The following is a 17,789-nucleotide window of genomic DNA, read 5'->3' as shown; positions in this document are numbered from 1 at the left end:
GGGCCGGGCATCGTAAACCCGGCCGGCGACGCCTGTCGCCTTGAATCGGCGGCGCCCGCACCTACTTTTGGGGCAAGCGGCGGCTGCCGTGACCCTTTCTGGAGGAGCAAGCCCATGAGTTCAAACCGCAATCCGATGTGGAACGCCGCCAATGCGTTTCCCGAGGAGATCCGCCACGCCTTCGACCGCTTCTTCCAACAGGACGAGGCCGACCCGTCCAACGTGGTGACCAGCCAGTGGGCGCCGCGCGTGGACATCAAGGAGGAAGACAGGCGCTTCGTGATTTTCGTCGACGTCCCTGGCGTGGATCCGGCGAACATCGAGGTCAGCATGGAAAAGGGAATCCTGACCATCAAGGGCGAGCGCACCGTGCAGAACCAGGAGCAGACCGGTCGATTTACCCGGATCGAGCGCGCGCATGGGACTTTCCATCGCCGTTTCGCGCTGCCGGACAGCGCCGATCCGGAGGGCATCACTGCGGTCGGCCGCCACGGCGTGCTGGAAATCCTGATACCCAAGCGCGCGGAAACCACGCCGCGGCGGATCTCGATTTCCACCGAACACGGCAGCGGCACCGCTGGCGGCTCCAGCAGCGGCAACCACTGAGCGGCTACCGTAGCGTGATCCGGGCGGCCCCTCGCGGAGTAGATCCGCGACGGGCCGCCTGCCTGCGCAGTTTTGCCGAGGAAGGCCAGTGGAATTCAAAGACTATTACGACATTCTCGGGGTAAAGCCCGACGCCAGCGAGGCCGAGATCAAGTCGGCTTATCGCAAGCTGGCGCGGCAGTTCCACCCGGACAAGAACAAGGAACCGGGCGCGGAAGAGCGGTTCAAGGCGATCAACGAGGCCAACGAGGCGTTGCGCGATCCGGAAAAGCGCCGCACGTACGATCAGCTGCGCGCCGGCGGCTACCGTGGTGGCGAGCAGTTCCGCCCGCCGCCGGGTTGGGGGCAGGGCGGCGGCTTCGAGTTTGGCGGGGCCAGCGACGGCGATTTCAGCGATTTCTTCGAGAGCCTGTTCGGCCGTGCCGGGGGCGGGGCGCGTGGTCAGGCAAGGCCGCGCCGCGGCCGTGACGTGCAGGCGCAGGTGCAGATCGACCTGCAGACCGCCTTCGATGGCGGACGCACACGCCTGGCGCTTCATGACGGCGGCAACGAGCGGGTGCTGGAGGTGAAGATTCCGGCCGGCATCCTGCCCGGCCAGGTGATACGCCTGAGTGGCCAGGGCCAGCCGGGTGCCGCCGGCGGCCCCAGCGGTGACCTGATGCTCGAAGTGATGATCCGCGATGACCCGCGGTTCAAGCTGGAGGGGCGGAACGTATCGCACGTGTTGCCCCTGGCGCCATGGGAAGCGGCGCTGGGAGCCACGGTGCCGGTGCCGACGCTGGCGGGCGCCGTGGACCTGCGGATTCCGGCGGGTTCGCAATCGGGTCGCAAGTTGCGCCTGAAAGGCCGTGGCCTACCGGGCAGCCCGGCGGGGGATCAGCTTGTGGAGTTGTCCATCCGCACGCCCGCCGCCGAAAGCGACGCCCAGCGCGAGGCCTACGAGGCCCTGCACAAGCAGTTCGAGGGCTACGACCCGCGCGCCTGACGCTTTCGCGCCCTCTCTTTTGGAAGGAGGGCTCGGTGAGCGGCGATCTCGCGGGGGAGCTGTCGATCGCGCTCCTGAACGTCGAACCGCCACGCGCCTCGGTGAAATGGTCGCGAGTGACGCCGCTCAACTCTCTTCCGGGGAGGGCCGATGGCCCAACAGCACATCCGACGGGGTTTCGCGTCAGGGCTGCTCCGTTTTACTCCCAGGGTGGCTTGGGGAAGAGGCCGATCTTGCGGGAAAGCTGCTTTCCAGCCTGGGGAAGCCGGTCGAGTGTGGACGGGCGGTACTGGCAACCCTTCGCGAAAAAGGCGAAGGGTCAAAGGAAGTGTCAGACCGGCAGCAGCGGCTTGATGGTGGCGACCAGCTCGTCTTCCTTGATCGGCTTGGTCACGTAGGCCTTGGCGCCCTGGCGCATGCCCCACACGCGGTCGGTTTCCTGGTCCTTGGTGGTCACCAGCACGACCGGGATGTGTGCGGTGTCCGGGTCCTTGCTGATGATGCGGGTGGCCTGGAAACCATTGAGGTTGGGCATGACCACGTCCATCAGGATCAGGTCGGGACGTTCCCGCTTGGCCGCTTCGACGCCCGCAGCGCCGTCTTCGGCGGTCAGCGACTCATGGCCGAGCTTCTCGACGATGCGCTTGAGGCCCAGCAGCTGCGATGGGGAGTCGTCGACGATCAGGATTCGTGCCATGAGGTGGGGGTTCCTAGTAGTTGTCGTGGATTCTATGCCGCGAGCGGGGTGCTTCCAAGCGCGGGCTTCACCCGCCGCCGACGCGCACGAGGGTGCGGCCGAAGGACTGGCCAGTCAGCATGCGCTCGAACACGGCCGGCAGTTGCTCCAGCGTGACCTCGTCGGTGGCGATGCGGTCGAGGTGTCGGGGCTTCCAGTCGTCGGCCAGGTGCTGCCAGATGGATTCGCGCAGGTCGCGGGCGGTACCGGCCGAGGCGATGCCGAGCAGGCTCACGCCGCGGATGATGAAGGGCATGACGGTGCTGTCGAAGGCGATGCCGCCGGCGTTGCCGCAGATCGCCACGTTGCCGTAGGGCACGATGAGCGGCAGCAGGCCGGCCAGCATCGGGCCCCCGACATTGTCCAGCGCGCCGCCGAAGCGGGCCGAATCCATCGGCTTGCCGCCGAAGGCGAGCTGGTGGCGGTCGATGCACTGGCTGGCGCCGAGGTCTTGCAGGAAGTCGAAATGGTCGCTCTTGCCGCTGATCGCGTGAACCTCGTACCCGGCGCGGCTGAAGATGTCGATCGCAAGCTGACCGACGCCGCCGCTGGCGCCGGTGACGGCAATCGGGCCGAGCTCCGGCGTCTGCCGGTTGTCCTGCATGCGCAGCAGGGCCAGCGCCGCGGTGAAGCCGGCGGTACCCAGGATCATGCTCTCGCGCAGGGAAAGGCCGGCGGGCAGCGGGATGGTCCAGCGTGCATCCAGCCGGGCGTACTCGGCATAACCGCCGTCGCGCGTCTCGGACAGGCCGCTGCCGGTGCACAGCACGGCGTCGCCTTCCCTGAATGCCGGATCGGTAGAGGCGACCACATGGCCGGCCACGTCGATGCCGCCGTTGAGCGGGTACCGACGCAGGATCTTGCCCCTGCCGGTGCCGGCCAGCGCGTCCTTGTAGTTGACCGACGACCACGCAACCTGTACCAGCACTTCGCCCGGCGTGAGTGCATCCGCGCCCATGGTCTCGATGCCGCTGCGGTAGCCGGCCGGGTCGTTTTGGATGCGCACGGCTCGGAACGCGTTGGTCGGGCTCATCTTGCCTCCTGCACTCAGGCGTCGATGCTGCGGTCGTCCACCCATTTGGGCAGGTAGCGACCCTCGTAGCTTGCCATCCAGTCGAACAGCGCGCCCATATCCTGGCCGAACCAGACGTCCTCGCGCTGCTCCGGCCGCACGAAGCGCTCGGCGACCATGTGGTCTATCATCGCGCTCAGCTGCGTGTAGTAGCCGCGTACGTCGAGGAAGCCACAGGGGTAGCGGTGCAGGCCCAGCTGGGCCCAGGTGAGCATCTCGAACATCTCGTCCATGGTGCCGAAACCGCCGGGCAGGGCGACGAAGGCGTCGGAGAGCTCATACATGCGTGTCTTGCGCTGGTGCATGGTCTCGACCACCACCAGCTCGGTCAGCTCCGGATGGGCGACTTCCAGGTCGACCAGTTGGCGCGGGATCACGCCGATTGCCTTGCCGCCGGCGGCCAGCACCGCGTCGGCCACGGTGCCCATCAGCCCGACCTTGCCGCCGCCATAGACCAGGGCGATACCGCGCCGGGCCATCTCGGTGCCGAAGGCGCGGGCCTGCTCGACGTAGTCGGGATGGCTGCCGCTGCTGGAACCGCAGTAGACGCAGATGGCGGTGGGTTGGGGCATGCGTATCCGGTGTAAGTGTGGTTTGTGTGTGGGAGCCCACCGGTTGGCAACGCTCGTCGCCGGCCGTGGGAACAGTGATCCCCCCCAAGTGGCCTCTGCAGGGATGGGCACGAACGAAACGGCCCGCCCATGTCGCCACGAGCGGGCCGTTTGGCCGTTCGGTGGAAGCTCAGTTGCCCTTGTGGATGGCGCGCTTGTCGACCGACAGCGCGGCCTCGTGCACGGCCTCGGACAGGGTCGGGTGGGCGTGGACGATGCGCGCGAGGTCCTCGGACGAACCCTTGAACTCCATCGCCACGACGCACTCGGCGATCAACTCGGACACGCCCGGGCCGACCATGTGCACGCCTAGGATACGGTCGGTCTCGGCGTGGGCGAGCATCTTCACCTGGCCGATCGCCTCGTTCATCGCCACGGCACGGCCGATGGCGGCGAACGGGAAGGTGCCGACCTTGTAGGGCACGCCTTCGTCCTTGAGCTGCTTTTCGGTCTTGCCGGCCCAGGCGATTTCCGGTTCGGTGTAGATCACCCAGGGCACGGTATCGAGGTTGATGTGGCCGGCCTTGCCGGCGATCCACTCGGCCACCGCCACGCCTTCCTCGGAGCCCTTGTGCGCCAGCATCGGGCCGCGCACGGCGTCACCGATGGCCCACACGCCGTCCACGCCGGTGTGGTTGTGCTCGTCGACCACGATGCGGCCGCGCTCGTCGAGCTTGACGCCGGTGTCGCCGGCCAGCAGGCCATCGGTGTATGCACGGCGGCCCACGGCAACCAGCAGCTTGTCGACGACCAGCTTTTGCTCGCCGTCCTTGTCGGTGTACGTCAGGTGCACACCGTCCTTCTTCACCTCGGCCTTGGAAACCTTGGCGCCGAGCTTGATGGCCAGCCCCTGCTTGGTGAATTCCTTCAGCGCGATCTTGGCGACGTCCGCATCGGCGGCGCCCAGGAAGTCGGGGAGCGCTTCGAGCACGGTCACGTCAGAACCCATGCGCTTCCACACGCTGCCGAGTTCCAGGCCGATCACGCCGGCGCCGATCACGCCCAGGCGCTTGGGCACCTCGGTGAAGTCCAGAGCACCCGCATTGTCGACGATCACCTTGCCGTCAAACTTGGCGAACGGCAGCTCGATCGGCACCGAGCCGGAGGCCAGGATCACGTTGGTGGCGCTGATCGTCTGCTTGGCGCCGTCCTTGCCGGTGATCTCGACCGAATTGCCCTTGAGCAGCTTGCCCTTGCCGTAGAACGCGGTGACCTTGTTGGCCTTGAACAACTGGCCGATGCCGCCGGTGAACTGCTTGACGATCTTGTCCTTGCGGCCGATGAAGGTGCCGAGGTCCACCTTGGCGCCTTCCACGCTGATGCCGTGGACCGGGAAGTTGTGCGAGATGTTCCAGAACTGGCGCGAGGAGTCGAGCAGCGCCTTGGACGGGATGCAGCCCACGTTGAGGCAGGTGCCGCCCAGCGCCTGCTTGCCGTCCTTGCCGGTGAAGTCGTCGACACAGGCGGTCTTCAGGCCCAGCTGCGCGGCGCGGATCGCGGCCACGTAGCCGGCCGGGCCGGCGCCGATGACGATGACGTCGAATTGTTGGTCACTCATGCGAGGTTCCTTGCTGGCGAGCCCTGCTCGCTGGTGAAGCGGAAGATGGGCGCTGGTGCGCCGGAAACAACCGACCTGACGTGGTTCCAGTCGAGTCCGGGCACCAGAGCTTCGTTACCTATTTTCCGATCGCCGGGGCGGCGATCAGAGACCCAGCAGCATCCGCTGCGGGTTCTCCAGCTGGTCCTTGATGTCGACCAGGAACAGCACCGCGTCCTTGCCGTCGATGATGCGGTGGTCGTAGGAGATGGCGATGTACATCATCGGCGCGGCGATGACCTGGCCGTTCTCGACGATCGCGCGCTCCTTGATCGTATGCATGCCCAGGATCGCGCTCTGCGGCGGGTTGACGATCGGCGTGGAGAGCAGCGAGCCGAAAGTGCCGCCGTTGGTGATGGTGAACGTGCCGCCCTGCAGGTCGTCCAGCGAGAGCTTGCCGTCACGCGCCTTCTTGGCGTAGTCGGCGATGCCCTTTTCGATGTCGGCGAAGCCCATGTCCTGCACGTCGCGCAACACCGGCGTCACCAGGCCCTTGTCGGTGGACACGGCGATCGAGATGTCCTGGTAGCCGTGGTAGATGATGTCGTTGCCGTCGACCGACGCGTTGACGATCGGGTGGCGCTTGAGCGCCTCGGCGGCCGCCTTGACGAAGAAGCTCATGAAGCCAAGCTTGATGCCGTGGGTCTTCTGGAACTGCTCGCCCAGCGACTTGCGCATCTTCACGACCTCGGCGAGGTTCACCTCGTTGAACGAGGTGAGCATCGCGATCGAGTTCTTCGACTGCATCAGGCGCTCGGCGATCTTGGCGCGCATGCGGGTCATCGGCACGCGCTCTTCCGGGCGGGCGCCCGGGGTCGGCCGGGCGGCCGGGGCGGCAGGAGCCGGGGCAGCGCCGCCCTTGCCGTAGTTGACGAGGTCTTCCTTGGTCACGCGGCCGTCGCGACCGGTGCCGGCGACCTTGGACGGGTCGATGTTTTCCTCGCTGGCGACGCGACGACCGGCCGGGGACAGTTCGTCCACACCCTTGCCGGTCTGCGGCGCCTCGGCCTTGGCGGGCGCCGCGGCTTTGGGTTCTTCCTTCGCAGCGGGCGCGGGGGCCGGCGCGGCGGCGCCTTCCTCCAGGATGGCGATCACCTGCTGGCTGTTCACCGTGTCGCCGGCCTGGTGCCTGATCTCCTTGAGCACGCCGTCGACCGGCGAGGGCACTTCCAGCACCACCTTGTCGGTTTCAAGGTCGACCAGGTTCTCGTCGCGCTTGACCGCCTCGCCGACCTTCTTGTGCCAGCTGGCGATGGTGGCGTCGGAGACCGACTCGGGCAGGACGGGGACTTTGACTTCGATGGACATGACGGGTCCTTAAAGGTGAGCGCCTCTCCTGGCGCGGCACGTAGCGGCCATCCTGGCCGCATTGATCCGAAAAAGCTTACTCTGCCGCCTGGTCGTCGCCGACCGGCGCGACCAGCGCCTGCTCGACGAGCGCCGTCTGTTCGGCGACGTGGGTGTTGAGGTGGCCGGCGGCCGGCGCCGGGGAGCGGCCACGGCCGGCATAGGAAAGGCTGTGCTTGGTGCCCACGCAGGCCTGCAGATGGTGGCGGATCTGGAACCAGGCGCCCTGGTTCATCGGCTCTTCCTGGCACCACACCACTTCCTTGGCGGAGGGATACCTGGCCAGTTCCTCGACCACGCGCGGGCGCGGGAACGGATAGAGCTGCTCGACGCGCACGATGGCGACGTCCGTGAGCTCGCGCTTCTCCGCGTCCTCGAGCAGGTCGTAATAGACCTTGCCCGAGCAGAGCACCACGCGCTTGACCTTCTTGGCCGCCAGGTCGCGGTGCTCGCCGATCACCAGCTGGAACTCGCCACTGGCCAGTTCGTCCAGCGAGGAGACCGCGAGCTTGTGGCGCAGCAGCGACTTGGGCGTCATCACGATCAGCGGCTTGCGCACCGGGCGCACCATCTGGCGGCGGATCATGTGGAAGGCCTGCGCGGGGGTGGTCGGCACGCACACCTGCATGTTGTCCATCGCGCACAGCTGCAGGAAGCGCTCCAGGCGGGCGGAGGAATGCTCCGGGCCCTGACCTTCGTAGCCGTGCGGCAGGAACAGCGCCAGGCCGCACAGGCGGTTCCACTTGGCTTCGCCGGAACTGATGAACTGATCGATGACCACCTGCGCGCCGTTGGCGAAGTCGCCGAACTGCCCTTCCCAGATGTCCAGCGTCTGCGGGTCGGTCGTGGCATGGCCGTACTCGAACGCCATCACCGCTTCCTCCGAGAGCAGCGAGTCGATGATCTCGACGTCGGCGCCCGCGCGCACGGTGGCCAGCGGCATGTAGGTGTGGCCGTCCTTCTGGTCGTGCAGCACCGCGTGGCGATGGAAGAAGGTGCCGCGGCCGGAGTCCTGGCCGACCAGGCGCAGGTTGTAGTCCTGGTCGATCAGCGTGGCGTAGGCCAGGTTCTCGGCGAAGCCCCAGTCGGCCGGATGCTCGCCCGCGGCCATCTTGCGGCGGTCGTCGTAGATCTTGGCCACGCGCGGCTGCAGCGTGACGTCGGAGGGCAGCTCCAGGATGCGGTTGGCCAGCTCCAGCAACTTCTGCTTCGGCACGCCGGTATCGGTCCTGGTGGAAAGCTTGCCGCCGATGAAGCGGCTCCAGTCCACGTGCACGTCGCGTTGCGGGGCCGGATCGAGCGCGGTCATCGACCCGCCGGCTTCCAGGCGGTCGCGGTAGGTGTCGAGTTCCTTCTGCGCGTCACCTTCGGCCAGCACGCCCTCCTTCACCAGCTGCTGCTGGTAGAGATCGCGGGTGGTCGGACGCTTGCGGATGATCTGGTACATCACCGGCTGCGTCGCCGCGGGCTCGTCCGCCTCGTTGTGGCCGTGGCGGCGGTAGCACACCAGGTCGATCACGACGTCCTTGCGGAACTGCTTGCGGAAGTCGTAAGCCAGGCGGGTGACTTCAATCACCGCTTCGGGGTCGTCGCCGTTCACGTGCAGCACCGGCGCGTTGACCATCTTGGCCAGGTCGGTGCAGTACAGCGTGGAGCGCGCGTCCTGCGGGTTGGAGGTGGTGAAACCCACCTGGTTGTTGATCACGATGTGCAGGCTGCCGCCGATCTTGAAGCCGCGCGCCTGCGACATCTGGAACAGCTCCATGTTGACGCCCTGGCCGGCGAAGGCCGCGTCACCATGGATCAGCACCGCCATTGACTGGGTGTGCTCGCCGTCGTGCCGGCGGATCTGCCGCGCATGCACGGAGCCGGCGACCACCGGGTTGACGATTTCCAGGTGCGAGGGATTGAACGCCAGCGCCACGTGCACGCCGTTGCCCTTGGGCGTCCTGACGTCGGCGGAGAAGCCCATGTGGTACTTCACGTCGCCCGAGTGGGCCGGGTCATCCGGGTGTTCGAATTTGCCCTCGAACTCGTCGAACAAAGTCTTGGGCGGCTTGCCCAGGATGTTGACCAGCACGTTCAGGCGGCCGCGATGGGCCATGCCGATGACGACATCCTTCACGCCATTGTCGCCGGCGGCGCTGACGACGTCGTCGACCATCGGGATCAGGCTGTCGCCGCCCTCCAGCGAGAAGCGCTTCTGGCCGACGTACTTGGTGTGCAGGTAGCGCTCCAGGCCCTCCGCCGCGGTCAGGCCCGCCAGCACGCGCTTCTTGCCGGCCGCGTCCAGGCCGGCGCTGCCGTTGGCCTGCTCCAGCCGGGAGTAGATCCATGCGCGCTGCGCGTGGTCGGAGATGTACATGAACTCCGCGCCGATCGTGCTGGCGTAGATCTTCTTCAGGCGGGCAAGCAGCTCGCGCAGCTTCATGCGCTGGCCGCCGCCGGCGAACGTGCCGCAGTCGAATTCGGTGTCCAGGTCCGCGTCGGACAGGCCGTGGAAGGCCAGCCCCAGGTCTGGCGCCTCCATCTTGTTGGCCAGGCCCAGCGGGTCCAGGTTGGCCGCCAGGTGGCCGCGCGAACGGTAGGCGGTCAGCAGGCGCAGCACGCCGGCCTGCTTGCGGGCGTGGGCGTCGTCGACCGGGGCACCGGAAGCGCGACGCTGTTTCTGCGCCGCCTCGATGCGGGCGATGACGGACGAGTGCGGGATGTCGCTGCCACGACCCTTGAACGATTCGAAGTAACCGGCCCAATCGGCGGTGACCGACGCAGGGTCGGCCAGCCAGGACTCGTACAACTGTTCGACGTAATCGGCGTTGCCGCCAGCGAGTTGGGAGGACTCGGAAAACTCGCGAATCAGGTTCGTGCTCACGTCACCACCGGCAGGGAAGGGAGGCTTTGCGGCCGTCCGACTGGGGAAGGGCGGACGGCCGTATGCAATCTTAACGATTATACGCCGGGCCTGCTGCGCCGCGGCAAGCCGGACAACGCTTCGGAGGTCGCGGTGGGGAAGCGGATTTCAAGGTCGCGCGACGAGGATTGGCATCGCACGGTGCCTTGGAGCGGTCGAGGCCCCTGGCGCCAAAGGGGGCGGCGGTCCAGCCACCGTTCAGTTGCCCGCGCTTGCGGGAGAACTCCAGGTTTGCCCGAGCGCGGCGACCACGTCGGTGGAGCCCACGAGCGCGCTCCGGCGAGGGCACGCAAAAAGGGCCGATTCAATTACGGCTGACGTGCGCCGCGGCAACGATCGCGTCCTGCAACTGCGTCGGTGTGAAAGGTTTGGACACCACGATCACCCCTTCGGGCGCGCCGGAAATCGCTTCCTTGTCGGCGTAACCGCTGATGATGATGCCCGGCAGCCCCGGCTTGACCGCGCGCAGCTTGCGGATCACTTCCGAACCCGAGACCAGCGGCATGGCGTAGTCGCTGATGATGAAGTCGATCGCCTGGAGATGGTCGGCCTGGATCAGCTGGCTTACGTGCTCGCCATCGGCGGCCGTGACGACCATGTGGCCCAGGTCCTCCAGCATCGCCGCGGTGGTGGCGCGCACGCCTTCGTGGTCGTCGACGAGCAGGATGTGGCGGCCGCGGTTCCCCGCGGACGTGCTGTCGATCGCAGGGGCCGCCGGGCGGCGCGCGGCCTCGGGCGCGCGCGGCAACCACAGTTCGACGACCGTGCCCTGGTCCACATGGCTTTCGATGCGCATGGTGCCGCCGGACTGCTGGGCGAATCCGTAGACCATGGACAGGCCCAGGCCGGTGCCCTTGCCGACGGCCTTGGTGGTGAAGAACGGCTCGGTGACGCGCTCGAGCATGTCGGGGGGGATGCCGCAGCCGGTGTCGGAGACCGCCAGCACCACATAGTCGCCTGCGGCCGCCTCGTTGCCGGTGCCGATGCTCACGTTGCGGCACGCGATGCAGATCTTGCCGCCCTCGGGCATGGCGTCGCGGGCATTGATCGCCAGGTTCATCAGCGCCAGTTCGAGTTGGGTCTCATCGGCGTAGGGCGACCACAGGTCCTCCTGCAGCTCCCATTCCAGCGCGACAAGCCCGCCCAGCGTGTACCCCAGCAGCTGGGTGACGCTGCCGGACAGCTCGGTCATGTCGATGTGCGCGGGCTCGAGCTTCTGCTTGCGGGCGAAAGCCAACAACCGGGAGACCAGCTCGGCGCCCTGCTGCGCGGCGTGCCGGGTCATGTCCAGCACCTTGCGCTGGTCGTCGGCCAGCGTGACACGCCGCTCGATCAGGCCCAGCCCGCCGAGCACGGCGGCCAACAGGTTGTTGAAGTCGTGCGCGATGCCGCCGGTCAGCTGCCCCAGCGCGTCCATCTTGCGCACGTGCAGCAGCTGCGTTTCGAGGTTCTTGCGGTCGGTGACGTCGAGCAGGGTGCCGGCGTACTCCAGCGGACGACCGTCGGCGTCGCGCAGCAGCACGGCCTGGTCGAGGAAATGCTTGTAGGTGCCGTCGGCGCACTGCCACCGGTACTCGACCGCATAGGCGCGGCCCTGGCGTCGCGCACTCAGGGCGTCCGCGACGCGGCCGCGGTCTTCCGGATGAAGCCGGTCCAGCCAAAGCGTCGGCGTGGCGACCACGTCGTCGTAGTTGAATCCCGTGACCGCGGTGAAGTTGCCGCTGACGAACTTGGGCATGCGCGGCGTCGCATCCTGGTCCTCCAGGTAAAGCACCAGCGGCAGCGAATGGATGATCGCCGCCTGGCGCTGTTCGGCCAGGCGCAGCTCCTGTTCGGCACGCAGGCGCTCGGCGTTGGCGCGCAGGTTGGCGTCCAGCAGTTCCTGCTCCTGCCTGGCCTTGCGGCGCACCTCGCGGGTCATCATGTACAGGTCGACGAACACCGCCGCCTTGGAGCGCAGCACCACCGGCTCGACCGGCTTGAACACATAGTCGACCGCGCCCATGGAATAGCCGCGGATCAGGTGTTCGGTCTCCTTGTTGACCGCCGACAGGAAGATGATCGGGATGCGCTTGGTTTGCTCGCGCGCGCGGATGATCTGCGCGGTCTCGTAGCCGTCCATGCCGGGCATGTAGACGTCCAGCAGGATCACCGCGAACTCGCCCTTGAGCAGTTGCCTGAGCGCGTCCTCGCCGGAACGGGCGAGCACCACGTCGGCAATGTCTTCCAGCACGGTGCGGATGGCCAGCAGGTTGCGCTCGTCGTCGTCGACGATGAGGATGCGCGCCCGCTCCGGTGGTTCGGACGGGCGGCCGCGGCGCGTGGCGGACGGGGACTGGCGGGAAACAGGTACGTTCATGGGTTCCTGGGCTCCGCGCTACAGCGCGATGGCGGGCGACCGCTCGCGCGAGCGGGCAAGCCACACGCGAAGCAGCGCCAGCAGCAGTTCGATGTCGACCGGCTTGGCGATGTAGTCCGAAGCGCCCGCGTCCAGGCACTTCTGACGGTCGCCCTTCATCGCCTTGGCGGTGACCGCGATCAGGGGCACCTCGGCCAGCGCCGGCTGGGCGCGGATCTGCTGCATGGTTTCGTAGCCGTCCATCTCCGGCATCATGATGTCGATCAGGGCGATGTCGATCCCAGGCGTCTGTTCCAGAATCGCGATGCCCTCGCGGCCGCCCTCGGCATGCATGACTTCCACGCCGTGGCTTTCCAGCACGCTGGTCAGCGAATAGATGTTGCGGATGTCGTCGTCCACGATGAGGATGCGCGCGCCACCCAGCTCAGGCACGGGACGCATGCCACCGGTGGCTTCCGGCATCGCCTGCGGCGCGGGCGTCTGGCGGATGTGGCCGGCCAGGCGCTTGAACACGTCGGCCAGTTGCTCGGGCGCGGCCGGCTTTTCGGTGACGCCGAACGCGCCCAGGCTGAGCGCCGAGCCAAGCTTGTCCGCGCCGGAGATCACCTGGATCGGCATGTGCATGGTCTGCGGATCGTGCTTGAGCAGGTCCAGCAGCACGAAGCCGTCGATGTCGGACAGGCCAAGGTCCAGCGTGATCGCATGCGGCTGCAGCTTGCGCGCGAGCGTCAGCGTGCCGGCGCCGGCGGTGGAAACCACGCCCTTGAGGCCGGCGTCGCGGGCGATGTCCAGCAGGATCGAGGCGAAGGTCGGGTCGTCCTCCACGATCAGCACGAACGGCGAGTCGCCCAATGCATCGCGATCGTCGGTGACCTCCATCGGCGCGGGCAGGGCGCCCGGCACCGTGGCGCCGCTGTTGTCGTAGCGGGCGTTGCTGGTCCCCAGTGGCACGGATACGGGCGAGAGTGCCTCCAGCGGTACGAACAGGGTGAAGGTCGAACCCACGCCCGGGGTCGAGCGCACCTGCAGTTCACCGCCGATCAGGCGCGCGATCTCGCGGCTGATCGAGAGGCCCAGGCCGGTGCCGCCGTACTTGCGGCTGGTGGTGCCGTCGGCCTGCTGGAACGCTTCGAAGATGAGTTTCTGTTTTTCCTTGGGAATGCCGATGCCGGTGTCGGTGACGGCGATCTCGATAGCGTGTTCGGCATAGCGCAACACCGGGTGGTTGGTACTCCAGCCGCCGGACACCGGCCGCACGGCCAGCGTGACGCTGCCCTCGCCGGTGAACTTGAAGGCGTTGGAGAGCAGGTTCAGAACCACCTGCTGCAGGCGCTTCTCGTCGGTGCGGATGGAGGCGGGCAGGGCCGGGTCGAACTCCACCTTGAAATCCAGGTTCTTGTCGCTGGCAAGCTGCCGGAAGGTGCGTTCCATGTGCTGCTTGAGCCCGCTCAAGGGCATGTCGCCGATCTCGATGGAGACCGTGCCGGACTCGATCTTGGAAAGGTCCAGGATGTCGTTGATCAGGCTCAGGAGGTCCGAGCCGGCCGAATGGATGGTGCGGGCGAACTCGGTCTGCTTCTCGCTCAGGTTGCCCTGCGGATTGTCCGCCAGCAGGCGCGAGAGGATCAGCAGCGAATTGAGCGGCGTGCGCAGCTCGTGGCTCATGTTGGCCAGGAACTCGGACTTGTACTTGGAGGTGAGGGCCAGCTGCTCGGCCTTTTCCTCCACCGCGCGGCGGGCCATGTCGATCTCGAAGTTCTTGGCCTCCACCTGCTTCTTTTCGTTCTCCAGCAGCTGGGCCTTCTCCTGCAGCTCCTCGTTGGTGGCGTGCAGCTCTTCCTGCTTCGTGGTGAGCTCGGTCTGGCGCGCCTGCAGCTCCTGGGTGAGAAGCTGGGACTGCTTGAGCAGGCCTTCGGTGCGCATCGTCGCGGCGATCGTGTTGAGCACGATGCCGACCGATTCCATCAGCTGGTCGAGGAAGTTCTGGTGGGTCTCGTTGAAACGGTTGAACGAAGCCAGCTCGATGACCGCCTTGACGTCGTCCTCGAACAACGCCGGCAGGATCGCCACGTTGGCCGGCGGCGCGTGGCCCAGGCCCGAACCGATGCGGATGAAGTTCTCCGGGATGTCGGTCATCAGCATCGCCCGCTTGTCGGCCGCGCACTGGCCAACCAGGCCCTCGCGCAGCTTGAAGGTGGGCTTCAACTGATCGCGGCTCTCGGCGCCGTAGCTGGCGACCAGGTCCAGCACGGTTTCGTTGTCCTCGCGGCGGGCGACGTAGAACACGCCGTACTGCGCGTTCACCAGCGGCGCGAGCTCGGACATGATCAGGTTCGATACCGTCGCCAGGTCGCGCACGCCCTGGAGCATGCGCGAGAAACGGGCGAGGTTGGTCTTGAGCCAGTCCTGTTCCGCATTCTTCAAGGTCTGGTCCTTGAGGTTGCGGATCATCTCGTTGATGTTGTCCTTCAACGCGGCCATCTCGCCCGAGGCGGCCACCGCGATCGAACGGGACAGATCGCCCTTGGTCACCGCAGTCGCCACGTCGGCGATCGAGCGCACCTGGTTGGTGAGGTTCGCGGCCAGCTGGTTCACGTTGTCGGTGAGGTCGCGCCACAAACCCGCGGCGCCGGGCACGCGCGCCTGGCCGCCGAGCTTGCCCTCGATACCCACCTCGCGCGCCATGTTGGTCACCTGGTCGGCGAAGGTGGCGAGCGTCTCGATCATGCCGTTGATGGTGTCGGCCAGCGCCGCGATCTCGCCCTTGGCGTCCACCTGCAGCTTGCGCTTGAGGTTGCCCTGCGCCACCGCGGTCACGACGTCGGCGATGCCGCGCACCTGGTTGGTCAGGTTGGTGGCCATCAGGTTCACGTTGTCGGTGAGGTCCTTCCAGGTGCCGCCCACGCCGGGCACCTGCGCCTGGCCGCCGAGCTTGCCCTCGGTACCCACCTCGCGCGCCACGCGGGTCACCTCGGAGGCGAAGCCGTTCAACTGGTCCACCATCACGTTGATGGTGTCCTTGAGCGCGAGGATCTCGCCCTTGACGTCCACCGTGATCTTCTTGGAAAGGTCGCCGCGCGCCACCGCGGTCGTCACGTCGGCGATGTTTCGCACCTGGCCGGTGAGGTTGTCGGCCATCAGGTTCACGTTGTCGGTGAGGTCCTTCCAGGTGCCCGCCACGCCGCGCACCTGCGCCTGGCCACCGAGCTTGCCTTCGGTACCCACCTCGCGCGCCACGCGGGTCACTTCCGAGGCGAAGGAGTTGAGCTGGTCCACCATCGTGTTGATAGTGTTCTTGAGCTCCAGGATCTCGCCCTTGACGTCCACGGTGATCTTCTTGGAAAGATCGCCCAGCGCCACCGCGGTCGTCACCTCGGCGATGTTTCGCACCTGGCCGGTCAGGTTGGCGGCCATCGCGTTCACGTTGTCGGTGAGGTCCTTCCAGGTACCGCCCACGCCGGGCACCTGCGCCTGGCCGCCGAGCTTGCCTTCCGAACCCACCTCGCGCGCCACGCGGGTCACTTCCGAGGCGAAGGAGTTGAGCTGGTCCACCATCACGTTGATGGTGTTCTTGAGCTCGAGGATCTCGCCCTTGACGTCCACCGTGATCTTCTTGGAAAGGTCACCGCGGGCCACCGCGGTGGTTACCTCGGCGATGTTTCGCACCTGGCCGGTGAGGTTGCCGGCCATCAGGTTCACGTTGTCGGTGAGGTCCTTCCAGGTGCCGGCGACGCCGGGCACCTGCGCCTGGCCGCCGAGCTTGCCTTCCGAACCCACCTCGCGCGCCACGCGGGTCACTTCCGAGGCGAAGGAGTTCAACTGGTCCACCATTACGTTGATGGTGTCCTTGAGGGTGAGGATCTCGCCCTTGACGTCCACCGTGATCTTCTTGGAAAGATCGCCGCGCGCCACCGCCACCGTGACCTCGGCGATGTTTCGCACCTGGCCGGTCAGGTTGTCGGCCATGAGGTTCACGTTGTCGGTCAGGTCGGCCCAGGTGCCGGCCACGCCGGGCACCGTGGCCTGGCCGCCAAGCTTGCCTTCGGTACCCACTTCGCGCGCCACGCGCGTCACTTCCGACGCGAACGCGTTCAGCTGGTCCACCATCACGTTGATGGTGTTCTTGAGCTCCAGGATCTCGCCCTTGACCTCCACCGTGATCTTCTTGGAAAGGTCGCCACGGGCCACCGCGGTGGTCACCTCGGCGATGTTTCGCACCTGGCCGGTGAGGTTGTCACCCATCAGGTTCACGTTGTCGGTCAGGTCCTTCCAGGTGCCGGCGACGCCCGGCACCTGCGCCTGGCCGCCAAGCTTGCCTTCGGTACCCACTTCGCGGGCCACGCGGGTCACTTCCGAGGCGAAGGCGTTCAGCTGATCCACCATCACGTTGATGGTGTTCTTGAGCTCCAGGATCTCGCCCTTGACCTCCACCGTGATCTTCTTGGAAAGATCGCCCGAGGCCACCGCCGTGGTCACCTCGGCGATGTTTCGCACCTGGCCGGTGAGGTTGTCGGCCATGAGGTTCACGTTGTCGGTCAGGTCCTTCCACGTACCCGCGACGCCAGGCACCTGGGCCTGGCCGCCAAGCTTGCCTTCGGTACCCACCTCGCGCGCCACGCGGGTCACTTCCGAAGCGAAGGAGTTGAGCTGGTCCACCATCGTATTGATGGTGTTCTTGAGCTCGAGGATCTCGCCCTTGACCTCCACCGTGATCTTCTTGGAGAGGTCGCCGGAGGCCACGGCCGTGGTCACCTCCGCGATGTTGCGCACCTGGCCGGTCAGGTTGGTGGCCATGGCGTTGACGTTGTCGGTCAGGTCCTTCCAGGTGCCGGCCACGCCCTTCACGGTCGCCTGGCCACCCAGCTTGCCCTCGGTACCCACTTCGCGGGCCACGCGGGTCACCTCGGAGGCGAACGAGGCGAGCTGCGCCACCATCGTGTTCACCACCTTGCCGATGCGCAGGAACTCGCCGCGCAGCGGGCGTCCATCGATCTCCACCGTCATGGTCTGGGACAGGTCGCCCTTGGCCACCGCGCCGATCACGCGCGCCACTTCGGCAGTGGGCTGGACCATGTCCTCGATCAGGTCGTTGACCGAGCGGATCGCGCTTTCCCAGCCGCCGGTGGCCGCCTTGACGCGGCCGCGCTGGTTGATGCGGCCTTCCTTGCCGACCACGATCGACAGGCGTTCCAGTTCGTCGGTCAGCTGCCGGTTGAAACCGACGACTTCATTGAAGAGCCGCGCCACTTCGACGTCGGCGCCGGGGCCGCTCTCGGGCAGGCGCACGCTGAAGTCGCCGCTGCGAAGACTGCGCAGGGCAGCGATGAGCTGGGCACGGTCCAGCGATTCCAGGCGAATTTCGGCGCTCACATGAGTCTCCTGTGGTGACAGCACGTCCTGTCCAGGGTCGAGTCATGGATACGTGGCTGGCACCCGGCATTCGAGGGGCAAGCCGCCGAGGGTGCACGTCCCACGCTGAACCCATGCTTCAACCGGCCAACGCGGTGGACAGGTGGCGACCCGGGCACGAACGTGCCATGGCGCGGCCCGCGCCATGGTTCCCAG

9 protein-coding genes and 3 pseudogenes are annotated in these 17,789 nt (G+C 66.9%); 2 read left to right on the top strand and 10 right to left on the bottom strand.

Annotated features, from left to right (window positions below):
• Positions 1 to 114: 114 nt before the first annotated feature.
• Positions 115 to 606: an Hsp20/alpha crystallin family protein gene (locus ACFWZ1_RS10650; RefSeq protein WP_439666403.1), complete on the top strand. Its 492-nt coding sequence runs from the start codon at positions 115 to 117 to the stop codon at positions 604 to 606.
• 88 nt (positions 607 to 694) lie between these two features.
• The gene (locus tag ACFWZ1_RS10645) at positions 695 to 1,591 is read left to right on the top strand and encodes a DnaJ C-terminal domain-containing protein (RefSeq protein WP_439666402.1); all 897 of its coding nucleotides are present in this window, start codon (positions 695 to 697) and stop codon (positions 1,589 to 1,591) included.
• A 331-nt stretch (positions 1,592 to 1,922) separates the two neighbouring features.
• On the opposite strand, the gene pilH is transcribed toward ACFWZ1_RS10645, so the two are convergent.
• The 10 genes and pseudogenes from pilH to ACFWZ1_RS10595 form a co-directional block, all read right to left on the bottom strand.
• Positions 1,923 to 2,288, bottom strand: a complete 366-nt coding sequence (gene pilH / locus ACFWZ1_RS10640; RefSeq protein WP_231320527.1) for a twitching motility response regulator PilH — start codon at positions 2,286 to 2,288, stop codon at positions 1,923 to 1,925.
• 67 nt (positions 2,289 to 2,355) lie between these two features.
• On the bottom strand, positions 2,356 to 3,360 hold the full coding sequence (locus ACFWZ1_RS10635; RefSeq protein WP_439666401.1) for a YhdH/YhfP family quinone oxidoreductase: 1,005 nt from the start codon (positions 3,358 to 3,360) through the stop codon (positions 2,356 to 2,358).
• A 14-nt stretch (positions 3,361 to 3,374) separates the two neighbouring features.
• A complete protein-coding gene (locus ACFWZ1_RS10630; protein WP_439666400.1) occupies positions 3,375 to 3,971 on the bottom strand; it encodes a TIGR00730 family Rossman fold protein in 597 nt (198 codons plus the stop codon).
• A gap of 169 nt (positions 3,972 to 4,140) precedes the next feature.
• A complete protein-coding gene (lpdA, locus tag ACFWZ1_RS10625; RefSeq protein WP_439666399.1) occupies positions 4,141 to 5,568 on the bottom strand; it encodes a dihydrolipoyl dehydrogenase in 1,428 nt (475 codons plus the stop codon).
• 144 nt (positions 5,569 to 5,712) lie between these two features.
• Positions 5,713 to 6,915, bottom strand: a complete 1,203-nt coding sequence (gene odhB / locus ACFWZ1_RS10620; protein ID WP_231320519.1) for a 2-oxoglutarate dehydrogenase complex dihydrolipoyllysine-residue succinyltransferase — start codon at positions 6,913 to 6,915, stop codon at positions 5,713 to 5,715.
• A gap of 76 nt (positions 6,916 to 6,991) precedes the next feature.
• The gene (locus tag ACFWZ1_RS10615; protein WP_439666398.1) at positions 6,992 to 9,826 is read right to left on the bottom strand and encodes a 2-oxoglutarate dehydrogenase E1 component; all 2,835 of its coding nucleotides are present in this window, start codon (positions 9,824 to 9,826) and stop codon (positions 6,992 to 6,994) included.
• 343 nt (positions 9,827 to 10,169) lie between these two features.
• Positions 10,170 to 12,224, bottom strand: coding sequence for a response regulator (locus ACFWZ1_RS10610; RefSeq protein WP_439666397.1), 2,055 nt, complete (start codon positions 12,222 to 12,224; stop codon positions 10,170 to 10,172).
• Positions 12,225 to 12,242: 18 nt separating this feature from the next.
• A pseudogene (locus ACFWZ1_RS10605) lies at positions 12,243 to 13,046 on the bottom strand (response regulator); the annotation flags it as partial.
• 135 nt (positions 13,047 to 13,181) lie between these two features.
• Positions 13,182 to 13,556: pseudogene (locus tag ACFWZ1_RS10600) on the bottom strand (ATP-binding protein); the annotation flags it as partial.
• Positions 13,557 to 13,718: 162 nt separating this feature from the next.
• Positions 13,719 to 17,399, bottom strand: a pseudogene (locus ACFWZ1_RS10595) (HAMP domain-containing protein); the annotation flags it as partial.
• Between the last annotated feature and the right edge of the window lie 390 nt (positions 17,400 to 17,789).

It is taken from the genome of Frateuria sp. GZRe14, assembly GCF_051900395.1.
GTDB classification, from domain to species: Bacteria; Pseudomonadota; Gammaproteobacteria; order Xanthomonadales; family Rhodanobacteraceae; genus Frateuria_A; species Frateuria_A edaphi.
The sequence above is the reverse complement of the archived record's forward strand: the minus strand, read 5'-3'. Positions and strand labels throughout refer to the sequence as shown.

Excerpts from the sequence above, each read along its gene's own strand:
- ACFWZ1_RS10610 (WP_439666397.1), bottom strand. The coding sequence starts at position 12,224 with ATGAACGTACCTGTTTCCCGCCAGTCCCCGTCCGCCACGCGCCGCGGC.
- lpdA (WP_439666399.1), bottom strand. The coding sequence starts at position 5,568 with ATGAGTGACCAACAATTCGACGTCATCGTCATCGGCGCCGGCCCGGCC.
- pilH (WP_231320527.1), bottom strand. The coding sequence starts at position 2,288 with ATGGCACGAATCCTGATCGTCGACGACTCCCCATCGCAGCTGCTGGGC.
- ACFWZ1_RS10635 (WP_439666401.1), bottom strand. The coding sequence starts at position 3,360 with ATGAGCCCGACCAACGCGTTCCGAGCCGTGCGCATCCAAAACGACCCG.
- odhB (WP_231320519.1), bottom strand. The coding sequence starts at position 6,915 with ATGTCCATCGAAGTCAAAGTCCCCGTCCTGCCCGAGTCGGTCTCCGAC.
- ACFWZ1_RS10650 (WP_439666403.1), top strand. The coding sequence starts at position 115 with ATGAGTTCAAACCGCAATCCGATGTGGAACGCCGCCAATGCGTTTCCC.
- ACFWZ1_RS10630 (WP_439666400.1), bottom strand. The coding sequence starts at position 3,971 with ATGCCCCAACCCACCGCCATCTGCGTCTACTGCGGTTCCAGCAGCGGC.